Genomic DNA, 19,400 nt, shown 5'->3' with positions numbered 1-19,400 from the left:
ACGGGGAGTCCGTATGTCAGGACAAAGCGTGGACAGAAATCCGGGGCGCGCGGAAGGCGGGGAACCCGCCGCCTTCCCGCGCGTCGCGGGTGGTCCTGGACCCGGATCCCTGCGAGGGTCGGGAAGAGCTACGGGCGAGGTGAGCGGGGTGGTCGCATGAGGCGGGACCGGATCGCGGGGGCGCCGATCTCCTGGGGGGTGTGCGAAGTCCCCGGCTGGGGGCATCAGTTGACACCCGAGCGGGTGCTCGACGAGTTGACGGGGCTGGGGCTGACCGCCAGCGAGTTCGGCCCGGACGGCTTCCTGCCGGGACCGCTGCTCGCGGCCCGCGGCGTGACCGCGGTCGGCGGTTTCGTCCCCGCGGTGCTGCACGAGCCCGGCCACGACCCGCTGCCGGACGTCAGGGCCGCGCTCGACCGCTTCACCGCGGCCGGCGCCCGCACCCTGGTGCTCGCCGCCGCCACCGGTCTGGACGGCTACGACGAGCGTCCGGTGATCGGCGCGCGGGGGTGGCGTGTGCTGCTGTCCCGGCTGGACGAGATCGCCGCGCTCGCCGGGTCGCTGGGGGTGACGGCCGCGCTCCACCCGCACGTCGGGACCGTGGTCGAGGGCCCCGCCGAGGTCGACCGCGTCCTGGACGGCAGCGCGATCGGCCTGTGCCTCGACACCGGGCACCTCCTCGTGGGCGGCACCGACCCGGTCGCGCTGGCCCGCCGCGCCGCCGCCCGGGTCGCCCATGTCCATCTCAAGGACGTCGCCGCGCCGCGGGCGGACGAGGTGCGCACCGGCCGCAGCACGTACACCGCCGCGGTGTCCGCGGGCCTCTACCGCCCGCTCGGCCGGGGCGACCTGGACCTGGTCACGCTGGTCGCCGCCCTGGAGGACGCCGGGTACACCGGCTGGTACGTGATGGAGCAGGACACCGTCCTCACCGCGGAACCGCCGCCCGGCGAGGGCCCGCTCGCGGACGTACGGGCCTCGCTGGACTGGCTGGCCGCCGTATGAGCCGCCGTACGACCGACGCCGCGGCCGGGCGGCGTCCCCGGCCGCACGACGTGATCACCCTCGGCCGGGTCGGCGTCGACCTCTACCCCGAGCAGAGCGGCGTCGGCCTCGCCGAGGTGCGGACCTTCGCGAAGTCCCTCGGCGGCACCGCGGGGAACGTGGCCGTCGCCGGGGCCCGGCTGTCCTTGCGCACCGCCGTCCTCACCGGTGTCGGCGACGACCCCTTCGGCACGTACATCCGCACCGCGCTGCGGGACTTCGGCGTGGACGACGCCCTCGTGACGACCGTGCCGGGTGTCCAGACGCCCGTCGTCTTCTGCGAGCTGTTCCCGCCGGACGACTTCCCGATCTACTTCTACCGCCGCCCCGTCGCGCCCGATCAGTGCCTGGAGCCCGGGCGGCTGGACCTGGCCGCGGTCCGCGCCGCACGCGCCCTGTGGATCACCGGCTCCGCGCTGGCGGTCGAGCCGACCCGGTCCACCGTCTTCGCGGCGCTGGAGGAGCGCGCGGGCCGCGAGGTGTGGTTCGACCTGGACTGGCGGCCCGGGTTCTGGGCCGATCCCGGGGAGGCGCCCGAGCTGTACGCCCGCGCGCTGTCGTACGCCACGCTCGCCGTCGGCAACCGCGACGAGGTGGAGGTCGCGGTCGGCAGCCGCGACCCGGAGACCGGCGCCGGGCTGCTGCTGCGCCGCGGGGTGCGCACCGCGGTCGTCAAGCGCGGGCCCGAGGGGGTGCTCGCGCGGACCGCGGACGCCACGTACTCGGTGCCGCCGGTGCCGGTCAAGGCGGTCAACGGGCTGGGCGCGGGCGACGCGTTCGGCGGGGCGCTGTGCGCGGGCCTGCTCGCGGGCGACCCGCTCCCCGATGTGCTGCGCGCGGCCAACGCGGCGGGCGCCCTGGTCGCCGCCCGGCTGGCCTGCGCGGACGCCATGCCGACCCGGGCGGAGATCGACGCCGCGCTGGGCGAGGGGAGTGCGGCGACATGACGGCCGCGCACCTGCCCGCGGGCAGCGCCACCAGGGACGGCTACGACCTGTGGGTGGACCCGGCGGGCGCGGGCTGGGAGTTCACCTCGCTGCGCGTGCTCACCCTGGAGCCGGGCGGTGAGCGGCGGTTCGCGACCGGCGGCAGCGAGTGGATCGTGCTGCCGCTGGCGGGCGGCTGCGCGGTCGCGGTGGACGACGCCGCGGGCGGTGCTGGGACGGACTTCGCGCTGCACGGCCGGGCCGATGTCTTCTCCGGCGTCAGCGACTTCGCCTACCTGCCCCGGGACACGGCCGCCGTGCTGCGCAGCCCCGGCGGAGGGCGGTTCGCGCTCGCCGGCGCGCGCTGCGAGCGGCGGCTTCCCGCCCGGTACGGCGCCGCCTCCGCCGTACCGGTCGAACTGCGCGGCGCGGGCGCCGCGACCCGCCAGGTCAACAACTTCGCGGCGGCCGACGCCTTCGCCTGCGACCGGCTGATCGCCGTCGAGGTCCTCACCCCCGGCGGCAACTGGTCCTCCTACCCGCCGCACAAGCACGACGAGGCGGGGCCGCACGAGTCGGTGCTGGAGGAGGTCTACTACTACGAACTCGGCGGCGGCCCGGCCGCGATGGGCTACCAGCGGGTCTACCCCTCCCCCGGCGGCCCGTCCGACGTGCTCGCCGAGGTGCGCTCGGGGGACGCGGTGCTCATCCCCGACGGCTGGCACGGCCCGAGCATGGCCGTGCCCGGCTACGACATGTACTACCTGAACGTGATGGCCGGTCCCGGGCCGGTGCGGCAGTGGCTGATCAGCGACGATCCCGCCCACGCGTGGGTGCGCGGCACCTGGGCCGGACAGCGCCCCGACCCCCGGCTGCCGATGTCGGCGCCCCCGTGATCTCCGGAGGTGGCGCGCGGCGGGGAAGATCGTGGATAAAGGGGGCATGGACTCTTTGCGAGCTGACGCCTATCTCCAGCACATCGGGGTGCCCCGGCCCGGGACGGCCGGGGCGGCGGAGTTGCGGGCGCTGCATCTCGGGCACCAGTTGGTGGTGCCGTTCGAGAACCTCTCGATCCACCTCGGGCAGGACGTGCCGCTGCGGGAGGAGGCGCTGGTCGAGAAGATCGTCGATGCCGGACGGGGCGGTTTCTGCTACGAGTTGAACGGCGCGTTCGGCGGGCTGCTGGCGGCGTTGGGGTACGAGGTGACCTTGATGGCGGCGCGGGTCTTCGGCGAGGGCGGGCGGCTGGGGCCGCCGTACGACCACCTGGCGCTGCGGGTGGCGGCCGCGGACGGCAGCGGCCCGTGGCTGGCGGACGTGGGCTTCGGGCGGCACAGCCACTTCCCGCTGCTGTTCGACAGCCGCGGCGAGCAGAGCGATCCCGCGGGCGTGTTCCGGCTCGTGGAGACGCCGGAGGGCGACCTCGACGTGCTCAGGGACGACGCCCCGCAGTACCGGCTGGAGCGGCGCCCGCGGCAGCTCGCGGACTTCGAGGCGACCTGCTGGTGGCAGCGGACCTCGCCGAAGTCGCACTTCCGCCAGTCCCTGGTCTGCTCCCGGCTCACCGAGGACGGCCGGGTGACCCTCAGCGGCCGCACCCTTGTGGTGACCGGAAGCGACGGGCGCCAGGAGCGCGAACTCCCCGAGCACGAGGTCCTGGACGCCTACCGCGACCACTTCAGCATCGTCCTGGACCGCGAACCGCAGGTGGCACCCCTGGACGCCTGACCAAGGCCGCGTCGGGCGCCCCGGGGGCGCGGGGAACTGCGCGACCAGGCCCCACCGGCCGGGGAGCCGGCCGACCACCGCAAGCGGCACCCTCGTGCCCCGAAGGGGCGCGGGGAACTGCGCGCCCAGCCCACCACCGGCCGGTGGTGCAAGGGACGAGGGTCAGCGGCCCCGCTGGCTAGAGTGGCCGCATGACGGATCAGCGGCCGACCTCGGCGTTCCACTCGGACAACGCGGACGCGATCGGCGTCGAGCGGCTGGTGAACGCGCTGGACGCCCAGGCGGCGAACACCGGGGTGCGGCGGCTGCGGGAGTGGGCCCACCGGGCGGTCGCGGCGCCCGCCGGCGGGCAGGTCGTGGACGTCGGAGCGGGTACCGGCTCCGAGACGCGGGCCCTGGCGGCGACCGTGGGCCCGCGCGGCACGGCGATCGGCGTCGAGCCGCACCCGGGCCTGCGGCAGGTCGCCACCGAACGCGCCGCGACGGCGAACAGCACCGCCCGGTTCGTCGAAGGCGACGCGTACGCGCTGCCGTTGGGCGACGGCGAGGCCGACACCGTCTGGTGCGAGCGGGTGTTCCAGCACCTGGACGAGCCGCCGAAGGCCGCCGCGGAGATCGCCCGGGTGCTGCGGCCCGGCGGCCGGGTCGCGCTGCTCGACACGGACTGGGCCACGATGATCCTGCACCCCGGCGACCCCCAGGTGGTCGCCGCGCTGACCTCAGGAGTGCTGGCCGCCGCCGCGAACCCGTACGCGGGACGGCGGCTCGTCGGCCAACTGGCCGCGGCCGGGCTGGAGATCGAGGACGTCGGCTCGCAGGCGCTGATCCAGGACCACCGCACCGTCGTCTGGCCGCTGATCCGGATGATGGGCGCCACGGCGGTGAAGGACGGGCGGATCACCGCCGAGCAGCGCGACGCGCTCTACGCCGATCTCACCGCGGCGGCGGAGCGGCAGGCGCTGCACATGTCGGTGACGATGTTCGGCGTCGTCGCCCGCAAGCCGTAGGACACACCCTGGCCGTCAGACGCCCCACTCGGCGCGGCGGGCGGCGAAGAACTCGTGGAACCCGGGGAAGGTCTTCTTCACGCATCCCGGGTCGTCGAAGGTGGTGCCGGGGTTGCGGATCCCGGCGACGGCGAAGCTCATCGCGATGCGGTGGTCGCCGTGGCAGGCGATCTCGGTGGGCGCGGGCGTGCCCGGGTGGATCTCGATCCAGTCCCTGCCGGTCTCCACCCGGACTCCCTGGCGGCGCAGGTTCTGCGCGCACGCCTCGAGCCGGTCGCACTCCTTGACGCGGGTGTTGTAGACGTCCTCGATACGGACCGGCCCGTCGGCGTAGGGGGCGATGGCGGCCAGCGTCGGCATGGTGTCGGAGATGTCCCGCATGGTGACGGTGGTGCCGGCGAGCCGTCCGGTGCCGGTGACCGTGGTCGCGTCGGGGCCGGTCTCGACCTCGGCGCCCATCGCGCGCAGCACGTCGACGAAGCGGAGGTCGCCCTGGAGGGCGTCCGCGCCGAGGCCGGGGACGGTGGCGCTGCGGCCGCTCAGCGCGGCGGCGGCGAAGAAGTAGCTGGCGGTGGAGGCGTCCGGCTCGATCGGGTAGTCGGTGGCCCGGTAGCCGCCGGGCGGCACGGTGAAGGTGTCGCCGTCGCGGCCGACCTCCACGCCGAAGCGGCGCATCATCGCCAGCGTGATCTCCACGTACGGGGCCGACACCAGGTCGGTGACGCGGATCCGCAGGCCCTCGGCCATCAGCGGGCCCGCGAGCAGCAGCGCGGTGAGGAACTGCGAGGACAGCCCCGCGTCCAGCTCGATCTCGCCGCCCTTGAGCCCGTCGGCGACCACCGTCAGCGGGAGGTGCCCTTCGGCCTCCTCGTGCGTGAGGTCCACGCCGAGCGCGCGCAAAGCGGCGGTGAGCGGAGCGACCGGGCGGCGCCGCATCTGCGCCGACGCGTCGAACCGGTACGTGCCGTGCCCGGCCGCGGCGAGCGCGGGCAGGAACCGCGCCGCGGTGGCCGCGTCACGGCAGTACACCTCCGCCGCCGCCACCGCGGGCCCCGCGGGCCGCCCGGTGATCCGCCACCCCTCGTCGCCCCGCTCGACCTCGTACCCGAGCGTCACCAGACCCGCGGCGAACCCGTCCGTGTCGTCCGACAGCAGCGGCCGCCTCAGTACCGTCGTCCCCTCCGCCGCGGCGGCGAGAAACAGCGCACGGGCGGTCACCGACTTCGATCCCGGAACGGCGACGACGGTCACTACGGTGCCTCCTGGCCAGCTGACGTCCACAGAACCGCGACCGCGACCCCGCCGCAGATTCTAGGCACCACCCCGCCCCCGCCGCCGGGCTGTCCGGCAGTCGAGAGGACGCCTGACGCGTGGCGTTTCGTAACAGCTTGGGCAAGAGCGTCCTATCTTCGGCCCCGCGCCCTAGCCTGATCGTCTCGCCGGGCCCATCAGGGGGGTGCCCGGCCGAACTCAGGGACATCCATGCTTCGTTCACGTCTTCTCACCGCTGCCGCCGTCGTCGCCACGGGGTGCGCCACCGGAGTGCTGCTGGCTCCCGCGCAGGCCGACGCCACCGCGGGCTCGGTCCACCTCTACCGGATCTACTACAACAGCCCGGGCAGCGACACCGGCTCCAACACCAGCCTCAACGGTGAGTGGGTGCAGGTCACCAACACCACCTCGGCGGCGGTGAACCTCACCGGCTGGACGGTGACCGACGCCTCCCGCCATGTGTACGTCTTCTCGTCGTACAGCCTCGGCGCCCACAAGACGATCACCATCGACACCGGCAAGGGCACCAACACCGCCACCCACCGCTACCAGGGCCGCTCCTGGTACGTGTGGAACAACGACAAGGACACGGCCACCCTCAAGAACGGACACGGCACCAGGATCGACACCTGCTCGTACAACAACCCGAGGGCCTCGTACGCCTGGTGCTGAGCCGGGCGCGGTGGCGTCCGCGCCCCCTCGGGGGCCGGGCGCCGACCCGGGAGGCGGGGGCTGTATACCCTCTGTGTATAGTGCTCCCGGGCTCGCCGTCGCGGGCCCGTACGCAGAGGATGAGGGAGTCTCCCGGATGCGGAGCACGGCCAGGGTGCGGCGAGGGCGTGGGCTGGCGGCGGTGCTGGCCATGGCCGCGCTGGCGCTCGGTGTGAGCGGGTGCGACGGGTACGACAGCACGTCGCCGGCCAGTGCGCGCAAGCATGTGGCGGCGAGCGGGCCGGCCGCCTTCGCGAAGGGGCCGCAAGGCACGGTCGACTGCCGGAAGGCCAAGTGCGTGGCGCTCACCTTCGACGCCGGGCCGAGTGTGCGGACTCCGCAGATCCTGGCGATCCTGGCCAGGTACCACGTGCATGCGACGTTCTTCACGCTGGGCAAGAACCATGTGATGGTGCACCCGCAGATGGTCAGGGACATGGCCGCGCAGGGCCATGAGATAGAGACCCTGACCTGGTCCCACCAGATCCTCACGAAGATCAGCAAGGCCGAGATCCGCAAGGAGATCACCGAGGGCCGCGACGCCGTGCAGAAGGTGACCGGCGTCCGCCCGACACTGCTGCGCCCGCCGCAGGGCCGCACCAGCGACACCGTCACCGCGATCGCCAAGGACCTGGGCATGGCCGAGGTGGTCTGGAGCGCCAACGGGGCGGACTACAAGACCACCGACTCGGCGCTGATCACCAAGCGCATCCTGGCGCAGACCAAGCCGGACGGGATCATCCTGCTGCACGACCTGGTCGACCCCACCAACGTCGGTTACAACGGCACGGTCGCCGCCGTCCCCGGCATCATCTCCGCCCTCCAGGCCCGCGGTTACACCTTCGTCACCGTCTCGCAGCTCCTGGCGCCGGGCACCCCGCAGCCCGGCAAGGTCTACAAGTGACAGCCAATCTCCCCGACTGACGGACGTCAGAAGCGCACCGGCAGCCGGGTCACCCCGCGCATCAGCAGGCCGGGGCGCCAGGAGAGCAGATCGGGGCTGGTGTCGAGGGCCAGGTCGGGGAAGCGGTCGAGCAGACCGCGGACCGCGATCCGGCCCTCCATCCTGGCCAGCGGCGCGCCCAGGCAGTAGTGGATGCCGTGGCCGAAGGCCAGATGGCCCTGGGCCGGGCGCCGGATGTCGAAGGTGTCGGGCGCGGGGAAGCGGCCGGGGTCGCGGTCGGCCGCGGCCAGCGCCACCAGCACGGCCTCGCCCGCCGGGATCCGGGTCCCGCCGATGTCGGCGGGCTCACGGGTGAACCGCCAGGTCGCCGTCTCGATCGGCCCGTCGTACCGCAGCATCTCCTCGACCGCGCCGTCCAGCAGCGCCGGTTCGGCGCGCAGCGCGGCGAGTTGGGCCGGGTGGCGCAGCAGCGCGAGGACGCCGTTGGCGATGAGGTTGACGGTGGTCTCGTGCCCGGCGACCAGCAACAGGAAGGCCATGCCGACCAGTTCGTCACGGGCGAGCGCGTCGCCGCCCTCGTCCCGGGTGCGGATCAGCGCGCTCAGCAGGTCGTCGCGCGGCGCGCTGCACCGCTTGTCCTCGATCAGGTCGATCAGATACTCCGACATCGCGACCACGGCCGCCGCCTCGGCCTCCGGGCTGCTGCCCGCGACGATGTCGTTGGACCAGCCGCGGAACGCCTCGCGGTCCAGGTCCGGCACGCCGAGCAGTTCGCAGATCACCGTCATCGGCAGCGGGAAGGCCAGCGCGTCGACGAGGTCCGCGGAGCCCGCGGGGGCCATCGCGTCCAGGAGGTCGTCGGTGATCCGCTGGACGCGCGGGCGCAGCGCCTCGACCCGGCGCGGGGTGAACTCCCGGGAGACCAGGGCGCGCAGCCGGGTGTGCCGGGGCGCGTCCGAGTCGAGCATGTGGGCGCTGATCGGCGCCCCCTAGACACCCGGCGACACGATGCGCCAGTCCTTGCTCAGCCGCGGGTCGGCGAGCGCGGCGCGGGCCTCCTCGTGGCCGACGACCAGCCACAGGTCCCCGCTGTCGGCGGTGCGCACGTAGTGGACCGGCCCCTGGGCGCGCAGTTCCGCGTAGACGGGATACGGATCGGTGGTGAAGGCCGCGCCGTGCGCGGCCAGATCGACGATGTGCCGTGCGGTCATCTGTGGCCCCCTGCCGTCGGCGTCCCCCACGGCAAGCGTAACCAACGGGCCGTACGCGTCAGGCGGTGTCGGCGAGGCGGGCGAGCAGTTCGGACAGCCGCTTGGTGACGGTCTCGCGGTCGCCCGTGGTGAGCGCGGAGCCCATGCCGACGGCGACCGCGCCCGCGGCCACCCAGTCGGCGGCCGCCTGGACGGTGATGCCGCCGGTGGGCAGCAGCGCGGCCTGCGGGAGGATCGCGCGGACGTCGGTGACCCAGTCGACGGGGAAGGCGGTGGCCGGGTAGAGGGTGAGCGCGTCGGCGCCCAACTCCATCGCCCGCACGACCTCGCTGGGGGTGGCCACGCCCGGGAAGACGGGCACACCGTAGCGGTGGCCGGTGCGCAGCACCTCCTCGTCCAGGCTGGGCGAGAGCAGGAACCGGGCCCCCGCCTCGATGGCCATCCGGGCGGAGACGGCGTCGAGCACGGTGCCTGCGCCGATCACCGCGTCGTCGCCGACCTCGCGGACCAGCGTGGTGACGGCCTCCAGCGCGAACGGCGTGGTGAGCGAGATCTCCAGGGTGGTGAGCCCGGCGGACAGCAGGGTGTCGGCGGTCGCGGCGGCCTGGTCGTAGCTCTCGCTGCGGATGGTGGCGAATACCCGCTGGGCCAGTGCGGCCCGGGTGATCTCCCAGCGGTACACGGAGTTCGCCGTCCTTCCTGGGGTGATCTGCTCTCGGCTGTCTGCACGCTACCGGGCGCGCGGTGTACCACCGGCGGGAGAATCCCGAGCTGTCACCGCAACGTGACATGAGGGGAGCATGAGAGAGGTGTGCGGGGAGGGAGATCCCGGGAGCCGTCAGCCGACGTGGGTGGAGAACATCCCGCCCGTCGGCCCCTGCTTGTCGCCGCCCTGCGCCTTCTTCAGCGCGTTGGCCAGCCCCTCGATGGTCATCGACTGCAGGATGACCCGGCCGTTGCCCTCCAGGGTGGCGAGCGAGAGGCCCTCGCCGCCGAAGACCGCGTTCATGATGCCCTGGCGGTTGAGCCCGCCGATCCGCTGGACGCCGTACTGGATGCCCTCCTCGAAGGCGACGATGCAGCCGGTGTCCACCTCGATCCGGCCGCCGAAGTCGGCGGGGTTGAGGTCGATGAAGTTGCCCGCGCCCGCGATGATCACGGTGCCGTGGCCGGTGAACTTCTCCAGGATGAAGCCCTCGCCGCCGCTCATGCCCTGGCGGCCGCCCGCGAAGGCGATGCCGAACTGCACGGTCTCCTCGGCCGCCACGAAGGCGTCCTTCTCGGCGAACCAGGCACGCGAGCCGGTCAGCTCCAGGGCCCGCATCTCGCCGGGCAGCACACCGGCGAAGCCCACGGTGCCCTCGCCGCCGGAGGCGGTGAAGTACTGGAAGGCCAGGCTCTCCCCGGCCAGCGCCCGCTGGCCGACCTGCATGGCGGTGCCCATGGCCTGGCGGAGCAGCCCGCCCATCCCGCCGCCGCCCTGCTGGCCGACACCGCCGCCGTTCTGGCGGTTGCCGGGGCCGCCGAGGCGGGTCTCCATCGACACGTTGGCCGTCTTGAACAGGAACTTGCCCGCCTCGCAGTAGACCGTCTGCCCGGGGTTGAGGGTGCAGACGGCCATCTGCATGGCGTTGCCGACGATCTGCTGCTGCAGGGTCACAGCGGGACTCCTAGGGCGTTGCGAGGGGGGTAAGGGCGGCGCACCTCGCACCGCCCCCCGTCAACGTACCGCCCTCGCGATTCGGTTCCGCACGCCGTCCTGGCGTTCCCGCCCGTCACGGGTGTCACGTACGTCACGTGCGTCACGGCGATCACGCGGGATGGCGGCGCCGTCCTCCGGGGCGCCCTCGTGGCCGCCGCCGCGTACCGGACGCTCGCCTCCGGCGTCCAGGAAGCGGGCCAGCGGCAGGGTCGCGGCGCCGACGGTGACGGCGTCGGGGCCGAGCCTGCCCATTTCGATGGAGGTCTGCGCGCAGGGGTGCCGCAGCGCGTACTGCGCGGCGACCTCGCGGACGGTGGGCAGCAGCCGGGGGCCGAGCAGCAGCCCGGCCCAGCCGCCGAGCACGATGCGCTGGGGGTTGAAGAGGTTGATGAGGTCGGCGATCCCGGCGCCCAGGTACTCGGCGGCCTCGGCGAGCAGCGCCCCGGCCTCCGGGTCGTGGTCGGCGGCGGCGAGCAGCGCGGCCAGGCCGGTCTCCTCGCTGACCCCCTCGGGCGCCAGCGGCCAGCGGCCGAGCAGCGCCTCGGCGCCGACGTACGCCTCCAGGCAGCCGCGCGACCCGCAGCGGCAGGTCCGCCCGCCGACCCGCAGGGTGGTGTGCCCCCACTCCCCCGCGCTGCTGCTGGCGCCGCGGTACGGGGCGCCGTCGCCGACGACGCAGGCGCCGACGCCCGATCCGATGAGGGCGATGACGACGTTGCTCGAACCGCGGCCGCCGCCGAACCACATCTCGGCCTGGCCGAGGGTCTTGGCGCCGTTGTCGATGTAGAGCGGCAGCGCGGTGCCCTCGCGCAGCAGCCTGCCCAGCGGTACGGCGTCCCAGCCGATCGTCTGGCCGTGCACCACGATGTCGTCGCCCTCGCCCGGTGCGGCGGCGCCCTGTTCGACGATGCCGGGCACGCCGATGCCGACGCCGAGCACCTCGCTGTCGTCGATACCGGCCTCGCGGACCACCGAGGCGATGCCCTCCAGCGCGAGCCGTACGACATGGTCGACGTCGTGGCCGCTGTCGGACAACGGCAGGTCGGCGGCGGCGCGTTCGGTCAGCGCGAGGTCGAACAGCTCGACCCTGACCCGGGTTTCGCCGACGTCGACACCGACCACGTAGCCGTAACCGGCCGCCACCTGCAGCAGGATGCGGGGCCGTCCGCCGTCGGACTCGACGGCTCCGGCCTCCTCGACCATGCCGTCGGCGATCAGCTCGCCGACCACGTTGCTGATCGACCCGGCGCTGAGGCCGGTGTCCCGGCCCAGCTCCTGCCGGCTCAGGGGCCCTTCGAAATACAAATGACGCAGAAGCGATGCACGGTTGCCGCGCCGCAGGTCACGCACGGTCCGCTTGCCGCGTTCAGCCATTTTGTCTCCCTCCTGGCCCGTCCGGCGTGAATCTATCGCTGCACGAGGTCTTGACGCCACCTTTTCTCACAAGTTAAATCACGGCCTGAATTAAGGTACAGGCGCTGTTCACTTCCTGAAGCGAACCCACCCCCTGAGAGGGAACCGTCATGCGCACCTCCAGCACCTCCAGCAGACTCCTCGCGGCCACCGCCCTCGTGGCCGCGCTCGGCCTGACCGTCTCCGCGTGCGGCGGCGGCTCGAAGGACAACAGCGGCGACAGCGGCGGCAAGTCCAGCGGCGGAAAGACGCTCACCTACTGGGCGTCCAACCAGGGCACCAGCCTGGACAACGACAAGGCCGTGCTGACGCCCGAGCTGAAGAAGTTCGAGCAGCAGACCGGGATCAAGGTCAAGCTGGAGGTCATCCCCTGGTCCGACCTGCTCAACCGCATCCTCGCCGCGGCCACTTCCGGCCAGGGGCCCGACGTCCTGAACATCGGCAACACCTGGTCCGCCTCGCTCCAGGCCACCGGCGCGCTGCTGCCGTTCGACGACGCCACCTTCGCGAAGATCGGCGGCAAGGACCGGTTCGCGCCCGCCGCCATCGCCTCCGCGGGCGCCGCGGGCAAGGACCCCGCCGCCGTGCCGATCTACTCGATGGCGTACGGCCTGTACTACAACAAGAAGATGTTCGCCGACGCGGGCATCGCCGCCCCGCCGAAGACCTGGGACGAGCTGGTCGCGGACGGCAAGAAGCTCACGAAGGACGGCCACTACGGCCTCGCGGTCGAGGGCGGAAACGGTTCCGAGAACATCCACCACGCCTTCGTGCTGGCCAAGCAGCGCGGCTCCGACTGGTTCGACGCGTCCGGCAAGGCGACCTTCGACACCCCGGCGAACGTGGCCGCGGTCAAGCAGTACGTCGACTTCATAGCCGCCGACAAGATCGCCGCCAAGGGCAACGCCGAGTACGCCCAGAACCAGACCATCACCGACTTCGCCACCGGCAAGGCCGCGATGATGATGTGGCAGTCCGCCGCCACGTCCATCAAGTCGCACGGCATGACGCCCGACCAGTACGGCGTCGCCCCCGTCCCGACGCAGACCGCGGGCGCCACCGGTGACGCCGGTGTCACCTCGATGGTGGCCGGTATCAACCTGGCCGTGTTCAAGAACTCGAAGAACACCGACGGCGCGCTGCAGTTCGTGAAGTTCATGACGAGCACCCCCGAGCAGAAGATCCTCAACTCCACCTACGGCTCGCTGCCGCCGGTGAAGGAGGCGCAGGGCGACCCCGCCTTCCAGACGCCCGACCTGAAGGTGCTGGCCTCGGTGCTCGGCAGCTCGGCGGCCCCGCTGCCGCAGGTCGCCAACGAGAGCCAGTTCGAGACGCTGGTCGGCACCGCGGTCAAGGACCTGTTCGCCGACGCCGCCGCCGGCAAGGACGTCACGACCGACTCCGTCAAGGCCGCGCTGACCAAGGCGCAGCAGCAGATGCCCGCATCGTAAGGATCGGCTCCATGACTGCCACCGCCCCTCCTCGGAGCACCACCGAGGCCGGCCCCTCCTCCGGCGGCAAGCCCGCCGGACGGGGCCGGCTCCGGCCGCGCGTCCCCGAACGTCTGCGCCGCGTCGGCCTGCCGTATCTCCTCCTGTTTCCCGCGCTGATCCTCGAACTGCTCATCCACCTGGTGCCGATGGTCGTCGGCATCGTGATCAGCTTCAAGGGACTGACGCAGTTCTTCATCCGCGACTGGGGCAGCGCGCCCTGGACCGGTCTCGACAACTACCGCCTGGCGGTGAAGTTCAACCAGCCCGTCGGCGAGGCACTGCTGCACTCGTTCTGGGTGACGTGCACCTTCACCATCTTGTCGGTCGGCCTGTCCTGGCTGATCGGCACCGCGACGGCGATCCTCATGCAGGACGCCTTCCGCGGCCGCGCGATCCTGCGGGCCATCTTCCTGGTGCCGTACGCGCTGCCGGTCTACGCGGCCGTCATCACCTGGGCGTTCATGTTCCAGCAGGACACCGGCCTGGTGAACCATGTGCTGCACGACCAGTTGCACGTCACCTCCAACAAGCCGTTCTGGCTGATCGGTGACAACAGCTTCTGGGCACTGGTCATCGTGTCGGTCTGGAAGTCCTGGCCGTTCGCCTTCCTGTGCCTGATGGCCGGTCTGCAGAACATCCCGCGCGAGCTGTACGAGGCCGCGGCGATGGACGGCGCCGGTGTGTGGCAGCAGATCCGCAAGATCACCCTGCCGTCGCTGCGGCCGGTCAACCAGGTGCTGGTCCTGGTGCTGTTCCTGTGGACGTTCAACGACTTCAACACGCCGTTCGTGCTGTTCGGGAACTCCGCCCCGCACGCGGCCGACCTGATCTCCATCCACATCTACCAGTCGTCGTTCATCACCTGGAACTTCGGCTCGGGCTCGGCGATGTCGGTGCTCCTGCTGCTCTTCCTGCTCGTGGTGACCGCGTTCTACCTGCTCTTCACCAGGAAGAGGGACGTCGATGCCTAGGACTCCCGCCCAGCCGTCGCCCATGGCCGCGCCGAAGTCGTTCCTGTGGACCCGGCGGATCTTCCTGACCCTGCTGCTGATCTTCGTGCTCACCCCGGTGTACGTGATGCTCAGCTCATCGCTCAAGAAGCTGCAGGACGTGCAGGGTTCGTTCCACTGGATCCCGAGCGGCCTCACCATCCGGCCGTACATCGACATCTGGAAGACCGTCCCCCTCGCGCACTACTTCATGAACTCGCTGATCGTCTCGGTGAGCGCGACCCTGTTCTCGGTGATGATCGCGATCTTCGCCGCGTACGGGGTGAGCAGGTACCGCTTCGTCGGCCGCCGGTTCTTCACGGTGACCGTGCTCTCCACCCAGATGTTCCCCGGCATCCTCTTCCTGCTGCCGCTGTTCCTGATCTTCGTCAACATCGGGAACACCACCGGCATCCAGCTCTACGGCAGCAGGCTGGGCCTGATCATCACGTATCTCACCTTCTCGCTGCCGTTCTCCATCTGGATGCTGGTCGGGTACTTCGACTCCATCCCGCGCGACCTCGACGAGGCCGCGAAGGTGGACGGCTGCGGGCCGTTCGGCGCGCTGTTCCGGGTGGTGGTCCCGGCTGCCGTCCCCGGCATCGTCGCGGTCTGCGTCTACGCGTTCATGACCGCCTGGGGCGAAGTGCTCTTCGCCTCGGTCATGACCAACGACTCCACCCGCACGCTCGCCGTCGGCCTGCGCGGTTACGCCACCCAGAACGACGTGTACTGGAACCAGGTCATGGCCGCCTCGCTCGTCGTGAGCGTGCCGGTGGTCGCCGGATTCCTGCTCCTCCAGCGTTACCTCGTCGCCGGGCTCACCGCCGGCGCCGTCAAGTGACCCCACCGAAAGGTAGCTTGTGAACGACCTCAGCGCGCTTCCCCCCGATTTCGTCTGGGGTGCGGCCACCGCCGCCTACCAGATCGAGGGCGCGGTGGACGAGGACGGCCGGGCCCCGTCCATCTGGGACACCTTCTCCCATACGCCCGGCAAGGTTGCGGACGGCGACACCGGCGACGTCGCCTGCGACCACTACCACCGCTGGCCCGAGGACCTGGAGCTGATGCGGGCCCTGGGCGTGGACTCCTACCGCTTCTCCGTGGCCTGGCCCCGGGTGATCCCGCAGGGTTCCGGCGCGGTCAACGCGGCCGGTATCGGCTTCTACGACCGGCTGGTCGACGCCCTGCTGGAAGCGGGCATCACCCCGAACGCGACGCTGTACCACTGGGATCTGCCGCAGGCGCAGCAGGACCGGGGCGGCTGGCCCGAGCGGGAGACCGCCGAGCGCTTCGGCGAGTACGCGGCCGTGGTCGCCGAGGCGCTGGGCGACCGCGTCAAGGACTGGGCGACGCTCAACGAGCCGCTGTGCTCGGCCTGGATAGGCCACCTCGAAGGCACCATGGCGCCGGGGCTGACGGATCTGACGGCGGCCGTCCGCGCCTCGTACCACCTGCACGTCGGCCACGGCCTGGCCGTGCAGGCGCTGCGCGCGGCCCACTCCGACCTGCGGGTCGGCATCGTCAACAACCTGAGCCCCTGCGAGCCCGCCACCGACCGCGAGGCGGACATCGCCGCCGCGCGCCGGGCCGACGGCCACACCAACCGCTGGTGGCTCGACCCGATCCACGGCCGCGGATACCCGCAGGACATGGTCGAGTTGTACGGCGTGGACCTGCCGATCAGGGACGGCGACCTGGAGTCGATCGCCGCGCCGCTGGACTGGCTGGGGCTGAACTACTACTTCAGGAACGTCATCACCGACGACCCGAAGGGCCCCGCGCCGTACGCCAAGTCGGTCTACCTGCCGGGGGTGCGCCGCACCGCGATGGACTGGGAGGTCAACGCCGACGGCCTGGAGCAGCTGCTGGTCCGGCTCTCCGAGGAGTACGGCGCGAGCCGGATCCTGGTCACCGAGAACGGTTCCGCCTACCGCGACACCGTCGGCGCCGACGGCCAGGTCGACGACCCGGAGCGGACCGCCTACCTGGAGGAGCACCTGGCCGCCTGCGCCCGGGCGATCCGCCAGGGGGTGCCGCTGGCCGGGTACTACGCCTGGTCGCTGCTGGACAACTTCGAGTGGGCGTACGGCTACGACAAGCGCTTCGGCCTGGTCCACGTCGACTACCCCACGCAGAAGCGGACCATCAAGGGCAGCGGGCGCCGCTACGCGGACATCATCGCCGCCCACCGCCGCCGGGTCCGGCGCGCGGCCTGACCCGGCGTCAGCACCGTCAACTCCCGTCGGCCGGCCGTTCGATGAGCCGGCCGACGGGCTCTGCGGCCACCTCGCTGTTCTCGGCGATCCGGGTGCCGCGCAGCCAGGTGGAGCGCACCACGCCGTGCAGGGTCTTCCCCGCGTAGGCGGTGATGCGGTTGCGGTGGTGCAGATGGGCCGGGTCGACCGTGAAGGTCTCCTCGGGGGCGAGGACGGCGAAGTCGGCGTCGTAGCCCTCGGCGATGGCGCCCTTGGCCGTCAGCCCGGCCAGCCGGGCGGGTCCGGTGGACATCCAGCGGACCACGTCGGCGACGGTGTGGCCGCGGCGGCGGGCCTCGGTCCAGATCGCGGGCAGGCCGAGCTGGAGCGAGGAGATCCCGCCCCAGGCGGAGGCGAAGTCCCCGGTGTCCTTGGACTTGAGGTCGATGGTGGACGGCGAGTGGTCGGAGACCACGCAGTCGATGGTGCCGTCGGCCAGCCCCTGCCACAGCGCGTCCTGGTTGGCGGCCTCGCGGATCGGCGGGCAGCACTTGAACTCGGTGGCGCCGTCCGGGACTTCCTCTGCGGTGAGGGTCAGGAAGTGCGGGCAGGTCTCGACGGTGACCCGCACCCCGCGCTCCTTCGCCGCGGCGATCAGGGGCAGCGCCCCGGAGGACGACAGATGCAGGACGTGGATCCGGGCGCCGAGCCGTTCGGCGAGGGTGATCAGACCGGCGATGGCCTGGTCCTCGGCGGCGCGCGGCCGGGAGGCGAGGAAGTCGGCGTAGCGCGGGCCGCCGCGCTGCGGAGCGTCCTCGATCACCCCGGGATCCTCCGCATGTACGATGAGCAGCCCGTCGAAGCGGGTCAACTCCGTGAGTGCTTCGGCGAGTTCGGCCGGATCGAGCTGCGGGAACTCGTCCACGCCGGAGTGCAGCAGAAAGCACTTGAAGCCGAAGACGCCCGCGTCGTGCAGGGGCTGGAGATCCTTGACGTTGCCGGGTACCGCGCCGCCCCAGAAGCCGACGTCGGTGAAGACCCGGCCGCGTGCCGTCTCGCGCTTGACCGCCAGGCCGTCCGTGGTGGTGGTCGGGGGGATGCTGTTGAGCGGCATGTCGACCAGGGTGGTGATGCCGCCCGCCGCGGCGGCGCTGGTCGCGGTGGCGAAGCCCTCCCACTCGGTGCGTCCGGGGTCGTTGATGTGCACGTGGGTGTCGACCAGGCCCGGCAGCAGTACGTCGTCGCCGAGGTCGACCAGCCGCGCGCCGTCCGGCACCGGGGCGTCGTACGGCCGTACCGCGGTGATCGTGCCGTCGCTGACGGCGACCGCGGCGGGGCGCTCGCCCTCCGGCGTGACCACGCGCGTCGAGCGCAGGACCAGCTCGTCCACGTACCCTCCTCCAAACCGTTCCTCAACCCGTTCTTCAACACTCTGTTGAACGAATGTGCAGGACCAGCCCGTGAGTCGTCAAGGGCATGTAAGCTTCCGCAGAGCGGAATTATGATTTCGTAACGAGCGCACCGCGCTCGCGCCTAGGTTAAAGGGGATCGCACGTGTCTGCTGACCGCGCCGGAGGCGTCCAGTCGCTGGAACGAGCCTTTGACCTGCTGGAGCGGATGGCCGACGCGGGCGGCGAGGTGGGGCTGAGCGAGCTGTCGGCCAGCAGCGGGCTGCCGCTGCCGACGATCCACCGGCTGATGCGGACCCTGCTCGACTGCGGGTACGTCCGCCAGCAGCCGAACCGGCGGTACGCGCTCGGCCCCCGGCTGATCCGGCTCGGCGAGAGCGCGGCGCGGCTGCTGGGCACCTGGGCGCGGCCGTATCTGGCCGAGCTGGTCGAGGCGACCGGCGAGACCGCGAACATGGCGCTGCTCGACGGCGACGAGGTCGTCTATGTGGCGCAGGTGCCGTCCCGGCACTCCATGCGGATGTTCACCGAGGTCGGCCGCCGGGTGCTGCCGCACTCCACGGGTGTCGGCAAGGCGCTGCTCGCCCATGTGCCGCCGGAGGAGGTACGGGCGCTGCTCGGCCGCACCGGGATGCCCGCCGCGACCGAGAAGACGATCACCGACCCGGACGCCTTCCTCGCCGAGCTGGAACGGATCCGCGGCCTCGGCTACTCCGTCGACGACAACGAGCAGGAGATCGGCGTGCGCTGCCTCGCCGTGACCGTCCCGGACTCCCCCACCGCAGCCGCCATCTCCATCTCCGGCCCCGCGGGCCGCGTCACCGAGGCCGCGGTCGACAAGATGGTCCCCATACTCCACGAAGTAGCCCGCGAACTCTCCCGCGCCCTGGCCACGACGACGGCCTAGCGGCCGAGGCCGACGGGTGGGGGCGGGCGGGCCAGGGCTGGCGGCTAGCTCGCTCGGAGGGCGAGGGTTTCCTCTACTGCCAGGCGCAGTTCGGCGAGGGGGTCGGCGAGGGCGCTGACGGAGCCGAGGGCGGCCGCCACCAGTAATAAGGAGTGGCGCAGGCGCTCGGTGTCCAGGGGTTCGCGGGGCCCGGCCGTCACCGCCTGCTGGGCCAGGGCGTCCAGCTCGTCCTCGGCGACCGCGCGGTCAGGCAGCGCCGGAGGGTATGCGGCGAGCTCCCGCTGGACGCGTACCACCGCGTCCAGCAGACCCGCCGCCCCCGGTCCGCCCCGCGCCGCCGCCGTCCGCGCGGCCGTGCCGCCGCGGTCGTCGTCGACCACTCGTGTCTCCCCCACCGCGTACCGCCGACTCGCACCCACTCGCCCCCGGAGGTGCCCGGGGTCGTCCTGGCTCCCGGGCCGATCAGTTAACGCGAACACCAGGCCG

General features: G+C 72.2%; 18 protein-coding genes and 1 pseudogene. 12 read left to right on the top strand and 7 right to left on the bottom strand.

Features of this window, described 5'->3' with window-relative positions:
* The first annotated feature begins 156 nt into the window (after window positions 1-156).
* The 5 genes from AB0M29_RS06235 to AB0M29_RS06215 all read left to right on the top strand — a co-directional run bounded on the left by AB0M29_RS06235 (window position 157) and on the right by AB0M29_RS06215 (window position 4,705).
* On the top strand, window positions 157-1,005 hold the full coding sequence (locus tag AB0M29_RS06235; protein WP_365379656.1) for a TIM barrel protein: 849 nt from the start codon (window positions 157-159) through the stop codon (window positions 1,003-1,005).
* The gene (gene iolC, locus AB0M29_RS06230) at window positions 1,002-1,991 is read left to right on the top strand and encodes a 5-dehydro-2-deoxygluconokinase (protein ID WP_365379653.1); all 990 of its coding nucleotides are present in this window, start codon (window positions 1,002-1,004) and stop codon (window positions 1,989-1,991) included. The genes AB0M29_RS06235 and iolC overlap by 4 nt, the downstream gene beginning before the upstream one ends.
* The gene (iolB, locus tag AB0M29_RS06225; protein WP_365379652.1) at window positions 1,988-2,866 is read left to right on the top strand and encodes a 5-deoxy-glucuronate isomerase; all 879 of its coding nucleotides are present in this window, start codon (window positions 1,988-1,990) and stop codon (window positions 2,864-2,866) included. The genes iolC and iolB overlap by 4 nt, the downstream gene beginning before the upstream one ends.
* A 46-nt stretch (window positions 2,867-2,912) precedes the next feature.
* Window positions 2,913-3,698, top strand: a complete 786-nt coding sequence (locus tag AB0M29_RS06220; protein WP_365379650.1) for an arylamine N-acetyltransferase — start codon at window positions 2,913-2,915, stop codon at window positions 3,696-3,698.
* 191 nt (window positions 3,699-3,889) lie between these two features.
* Window positions 3,890-4,705 (top strand): methyltransferase domain-containing protein, encoded by an 816-nt coding sequence (locus AB0M29_RS06215; RefSeq protein WP_365379648.1) that lies wholly within the window; start codon window positions 3,890-3,892, stop codon window positions 4,703-4,705.
* Window positions 4,706-4,720: 15 nt separating this feature from the next.
* Here AB0M29_RS06215 and aroA read toward each other — a convergent pair whose 3' ends face one another.
* Window positions 4,721-5,956, bottom strand: coding sequence for a 3-phosphoshikimate 1-carboxyvinyltransferase (aroA, locus tag AB0M29_RS06210; protein ID WP_365379646.1), 1,236 nt, complete (start codon window positions 5,954-5,956; stop codon window positions 4,721-4,723).
* Between the two features lie 231 nt (window positions 5,957-6,187).
* Between aroA and AB0M29_RS06205 the strand changes: the two genes are divergently transcribed.
* Window positions 6,188-6,649, top strand: a complete 462-nt coding sequence (locus AB0M29_RS06205) for a lamin tail domain-containing protein (protein WP_365379644.1) — start codon at window positions 6,188-6,190, stop codon at window positions 6,647-6,649.
* Between the two features lie 136 nt (window positions 6,650-6,785).
* Complete coding sequence (locus AB0M29_RS06200) at window positions 6,786-7,592, top strand: polysaccharide deacetylase family protein (protein ID WP_365379641.1); 807 nt, start codon at window positions 6,786-6,788, stop codon at window positions 7,590-7,592.
* Between the two features lie 26 nt (window positions 7,593-7,618).
* On the opposite strand, the pseudogene AB0M29_RS06195 reads toward AB0M29_RS06200, so the two are convergent.
* The 4 genes and pseudogenes from AB0M29_RS06195 to AB0M29_RS06180 form a co-directional block, all read right to left on the bottom strand.
* Window positions 7,619-8,803: pseudogene (locus AB0M29_RS06195) on the bottom strand (cytochrome P450).
* Between the two features lie 58 nt (window positions 8,804-8,861).
* Window positions 8,862-9,485: a bifunctional 4-hydroxy-2-oxoglutarate aldolase/2-dehydro-3-deoxy-phosphogluconate aldolase gene (locus AB0M29_RS06190; protein WP_365379639.1), complete on the bottom strand. Its 624-nt coding sequence runs from the start codon at window positions 9,483-9,485 to the stop codon at window positions 8,862-8,864.
* A gap of 156 nt (window positions 9,486-9,641) precedes the next feature.
* Entirely contained in the window at window positions 9,642-10,463 is an 822-nt protein-coding gene (locus AB0M29_RS06185) for an AIM24 family protein (protein ID WP_365379636.1), read from the bottom strand.
* A gap of 60 nt (window positions 10,464-10,523) precedes the next feature.
* Entirely contained in the window at window positions 10,524-11,879 is a 1,356-nt protein-coding gene (locus AB0M29_RS06180) for an ROK family transcriptional regulator (RefSeq protein ID WP_365379633.1), read from the bottom strand.
* Between the two features lie 149 nt (window positions 11,880-12,028).
* Here AB0M29_RS06180 and AB0M29_RS06175 point away from each other — a divergent pair, with 149 nt between their 5' ends.
* Genes AB0M29_RS06175 through AB0M29_RS06160 form a run of 4 tightly spaced genes read left to right on the top strand, consistent with a single transcriptional unit; the run spans window position 12,029 to window position 16,619 of the window.
* Window positions 12,029-13,369, top strand: coding sequence for a sugar ABC transporter substrate-binding protein (locus AB0M29_RS06175; RefSeq protein WP_365379631.1), 1,341 nt, complete (start codon window positions 12,029-12,031; stop codon window positions 13,367-13,369).
* An 11-nt stretch (window positions 13,370-13,380) separates the two neighbouring features.
* The gene (locus tag AB0M29_RS06170) at window positions 13,381-14,382 is read left to right on the top strand and encodes a sugar ABC transporter permease (protein WP_365379629.1); all 1,002 of its coding nucleotides are present in this window, start codon (window positions 13,381-13,383) and stop codon (window positions 14,380-14,382) included.
* 22 nt (window positions 14,383-14,404) lie between these two features.
* Window positions 14,405-15,244: a carbohydrate ABC transporter permease gene (locus AB0M29_RS06165; RefSeq protein ID WP_365380236.1), complete on the top strand. Its 840-nt coding sequence runs from the start codon at window positions 14,405-14,407 to the stop codon at window positions 15,242-15,244.
* Window positions 15,245-15,263: 19 nt separating this feature from the next.
* Window positions 15,264-16,619 (top strand): GH1 family beta-glucosidase, encoded by a 1,356-nt coding sequence (locus tag AB0M29_RS06160; protein WP_365379626.1) that lies wholly within the window; start codon window positions 15,264-15,266, stop codon window positions 16,617-16,619.
* Between the two features lie 16 nt (window positions 16,620-16,635).
* Here the strand turns inward: AB0M29_RS06160 and allB are convergent, their stop codons facing one another.
* Complete coding sequence (allB, locus tag AB0M29_RS06155; protein ID WP_365379624.1) at window positions 16,636-17,988, bottom strand: allantoinase AllB; 1,353 nt, start codon at window positions 17,986-17,988, stop codon at window positions 16,636-16,638.
* 164 nt (window positions 17,989-18,152) lie between these two features.
* On the opposite strand from allB, the gene AB0M29_RS06150 reads away from it, so the two are divergent.
* Complete coding sequence (locus AB0M29_RS06150) at window positions 18,153-18,914, top strand: IclR family transcriptional regulator (RefSeq protein ID WP_365379622.1); 762 nt, start codon at window positions 18,153-18,155, stop codon at window positions 18,912-18,914.
* Between the two features lie 44 nt (window positions 18,915-18,958).
* Here AB0M29_RS06150 and AB0M29_RS06145 read toward each other — a convergent pair whose 3' ends face one another.
* The gene (locus AB0M29_RS06145) at window positions 18,959-19,294 is read right to left on the bottom strand and encodes a DUF5955 family protein (RefSeq protein WP_365379620.1); all 336 of its coding nucleotides are present in this window, start codon (window positions 19,292-19,294) and stop codon (window positions 18,959-18,961) included.
* Window positions 19,295-19,400 lie beyond the last annotated feature (106 nt).

The organism is Streptomyces sp. NPDC051976, from assembly GCF_040680795.1.
GTDB lineage: Bacteria > Actinomycetota > Actinomycetes > Streptomycetales > Streptomycetaceae > Actinacidiphila.
This window is presented reverse-complemented; position numbering and strand designations above follow the sequence as displayed.

Bases quoted from the DNA above. Each gene is read 5' to 3' on its own strand.
- AB0M29_RS06180 (WP_365379633.1), bottom strand. From the start codon at position 11,879: ATGGCTGAACGCGGCAAGCGGACCGTGCGTGACCTGCGGCGCGGCAAC.
- AB0M29_RS06220 (WP_365379650.1), top strand. From the start codon at position 2,913: ATGGACTCTTTGCGAGCTGACGCCTATCTCCAGCACATCGGGGTGCCC.
- AB0M29_RS06170 (WP_365379629.1), top strand. From the start codon at position 13,381: ATGACTGCCACCGCCCCTCCTCGGAGCACCACCGAGGCCGGCCCCTCC.
- AB0M29_RS06235 (WP_365379656.1), top strand. From the start codon at position 157: ATGAGGCGGGACCGGATCGCGGGGGCGCCGATCTCCTGGGGGGTGTGC.
- AB0M29_RS06200 (WP_365379641.1), top strand. From the start codon at position 6,786: ATGCGGAGCACGGCCAGGGTGCGGCGAGGGCGTGGGCTGGCGGCGGTG.
- iolB (WP_365379652.1), top strand. From the start codon at position 1,988: ATGACGGCCGCGCACCTGCCCGCGGGCAGCGCCACCAGGGACGGCTAC.
- AB0M29_RS06165 (WP_365380236.1), top strand. From the start codon at position 14,405: ATGGCCGCGCCGAAGTCGTTCCTGTGGACCCGGCGGATCTTCCTGACC.
- AB0M29_RS06205 (WP_365379644.1), top strand. From the start codon at position 6,188: ATGCTTCGTTCACGTCTTCTCACCGCTGCCGCCGTCGTCGCCACGGGG.
- AB0M29_RS06175 (WP_365379631.1), top strand. From the start codon at position 12,029: ATGCGCACCTCCAGCACCTCCAGCAGACTCCTCGCGGCCACCGCCCTC.
- iolC (WP_365379653.1), top strand. From the start codon at position 1,002: ATGAGCCGCCGTACGACCGACGCCGCGGCCGGGCGGCGTCCCCGGCCG.
- AB0M29_RS06215 (WP_365379648.1), top strand. From the start codon at position 3,890: ATGACGGATCAGCGGCCGACCTCGGCGTTCCACTCGGACAACGCGGAC.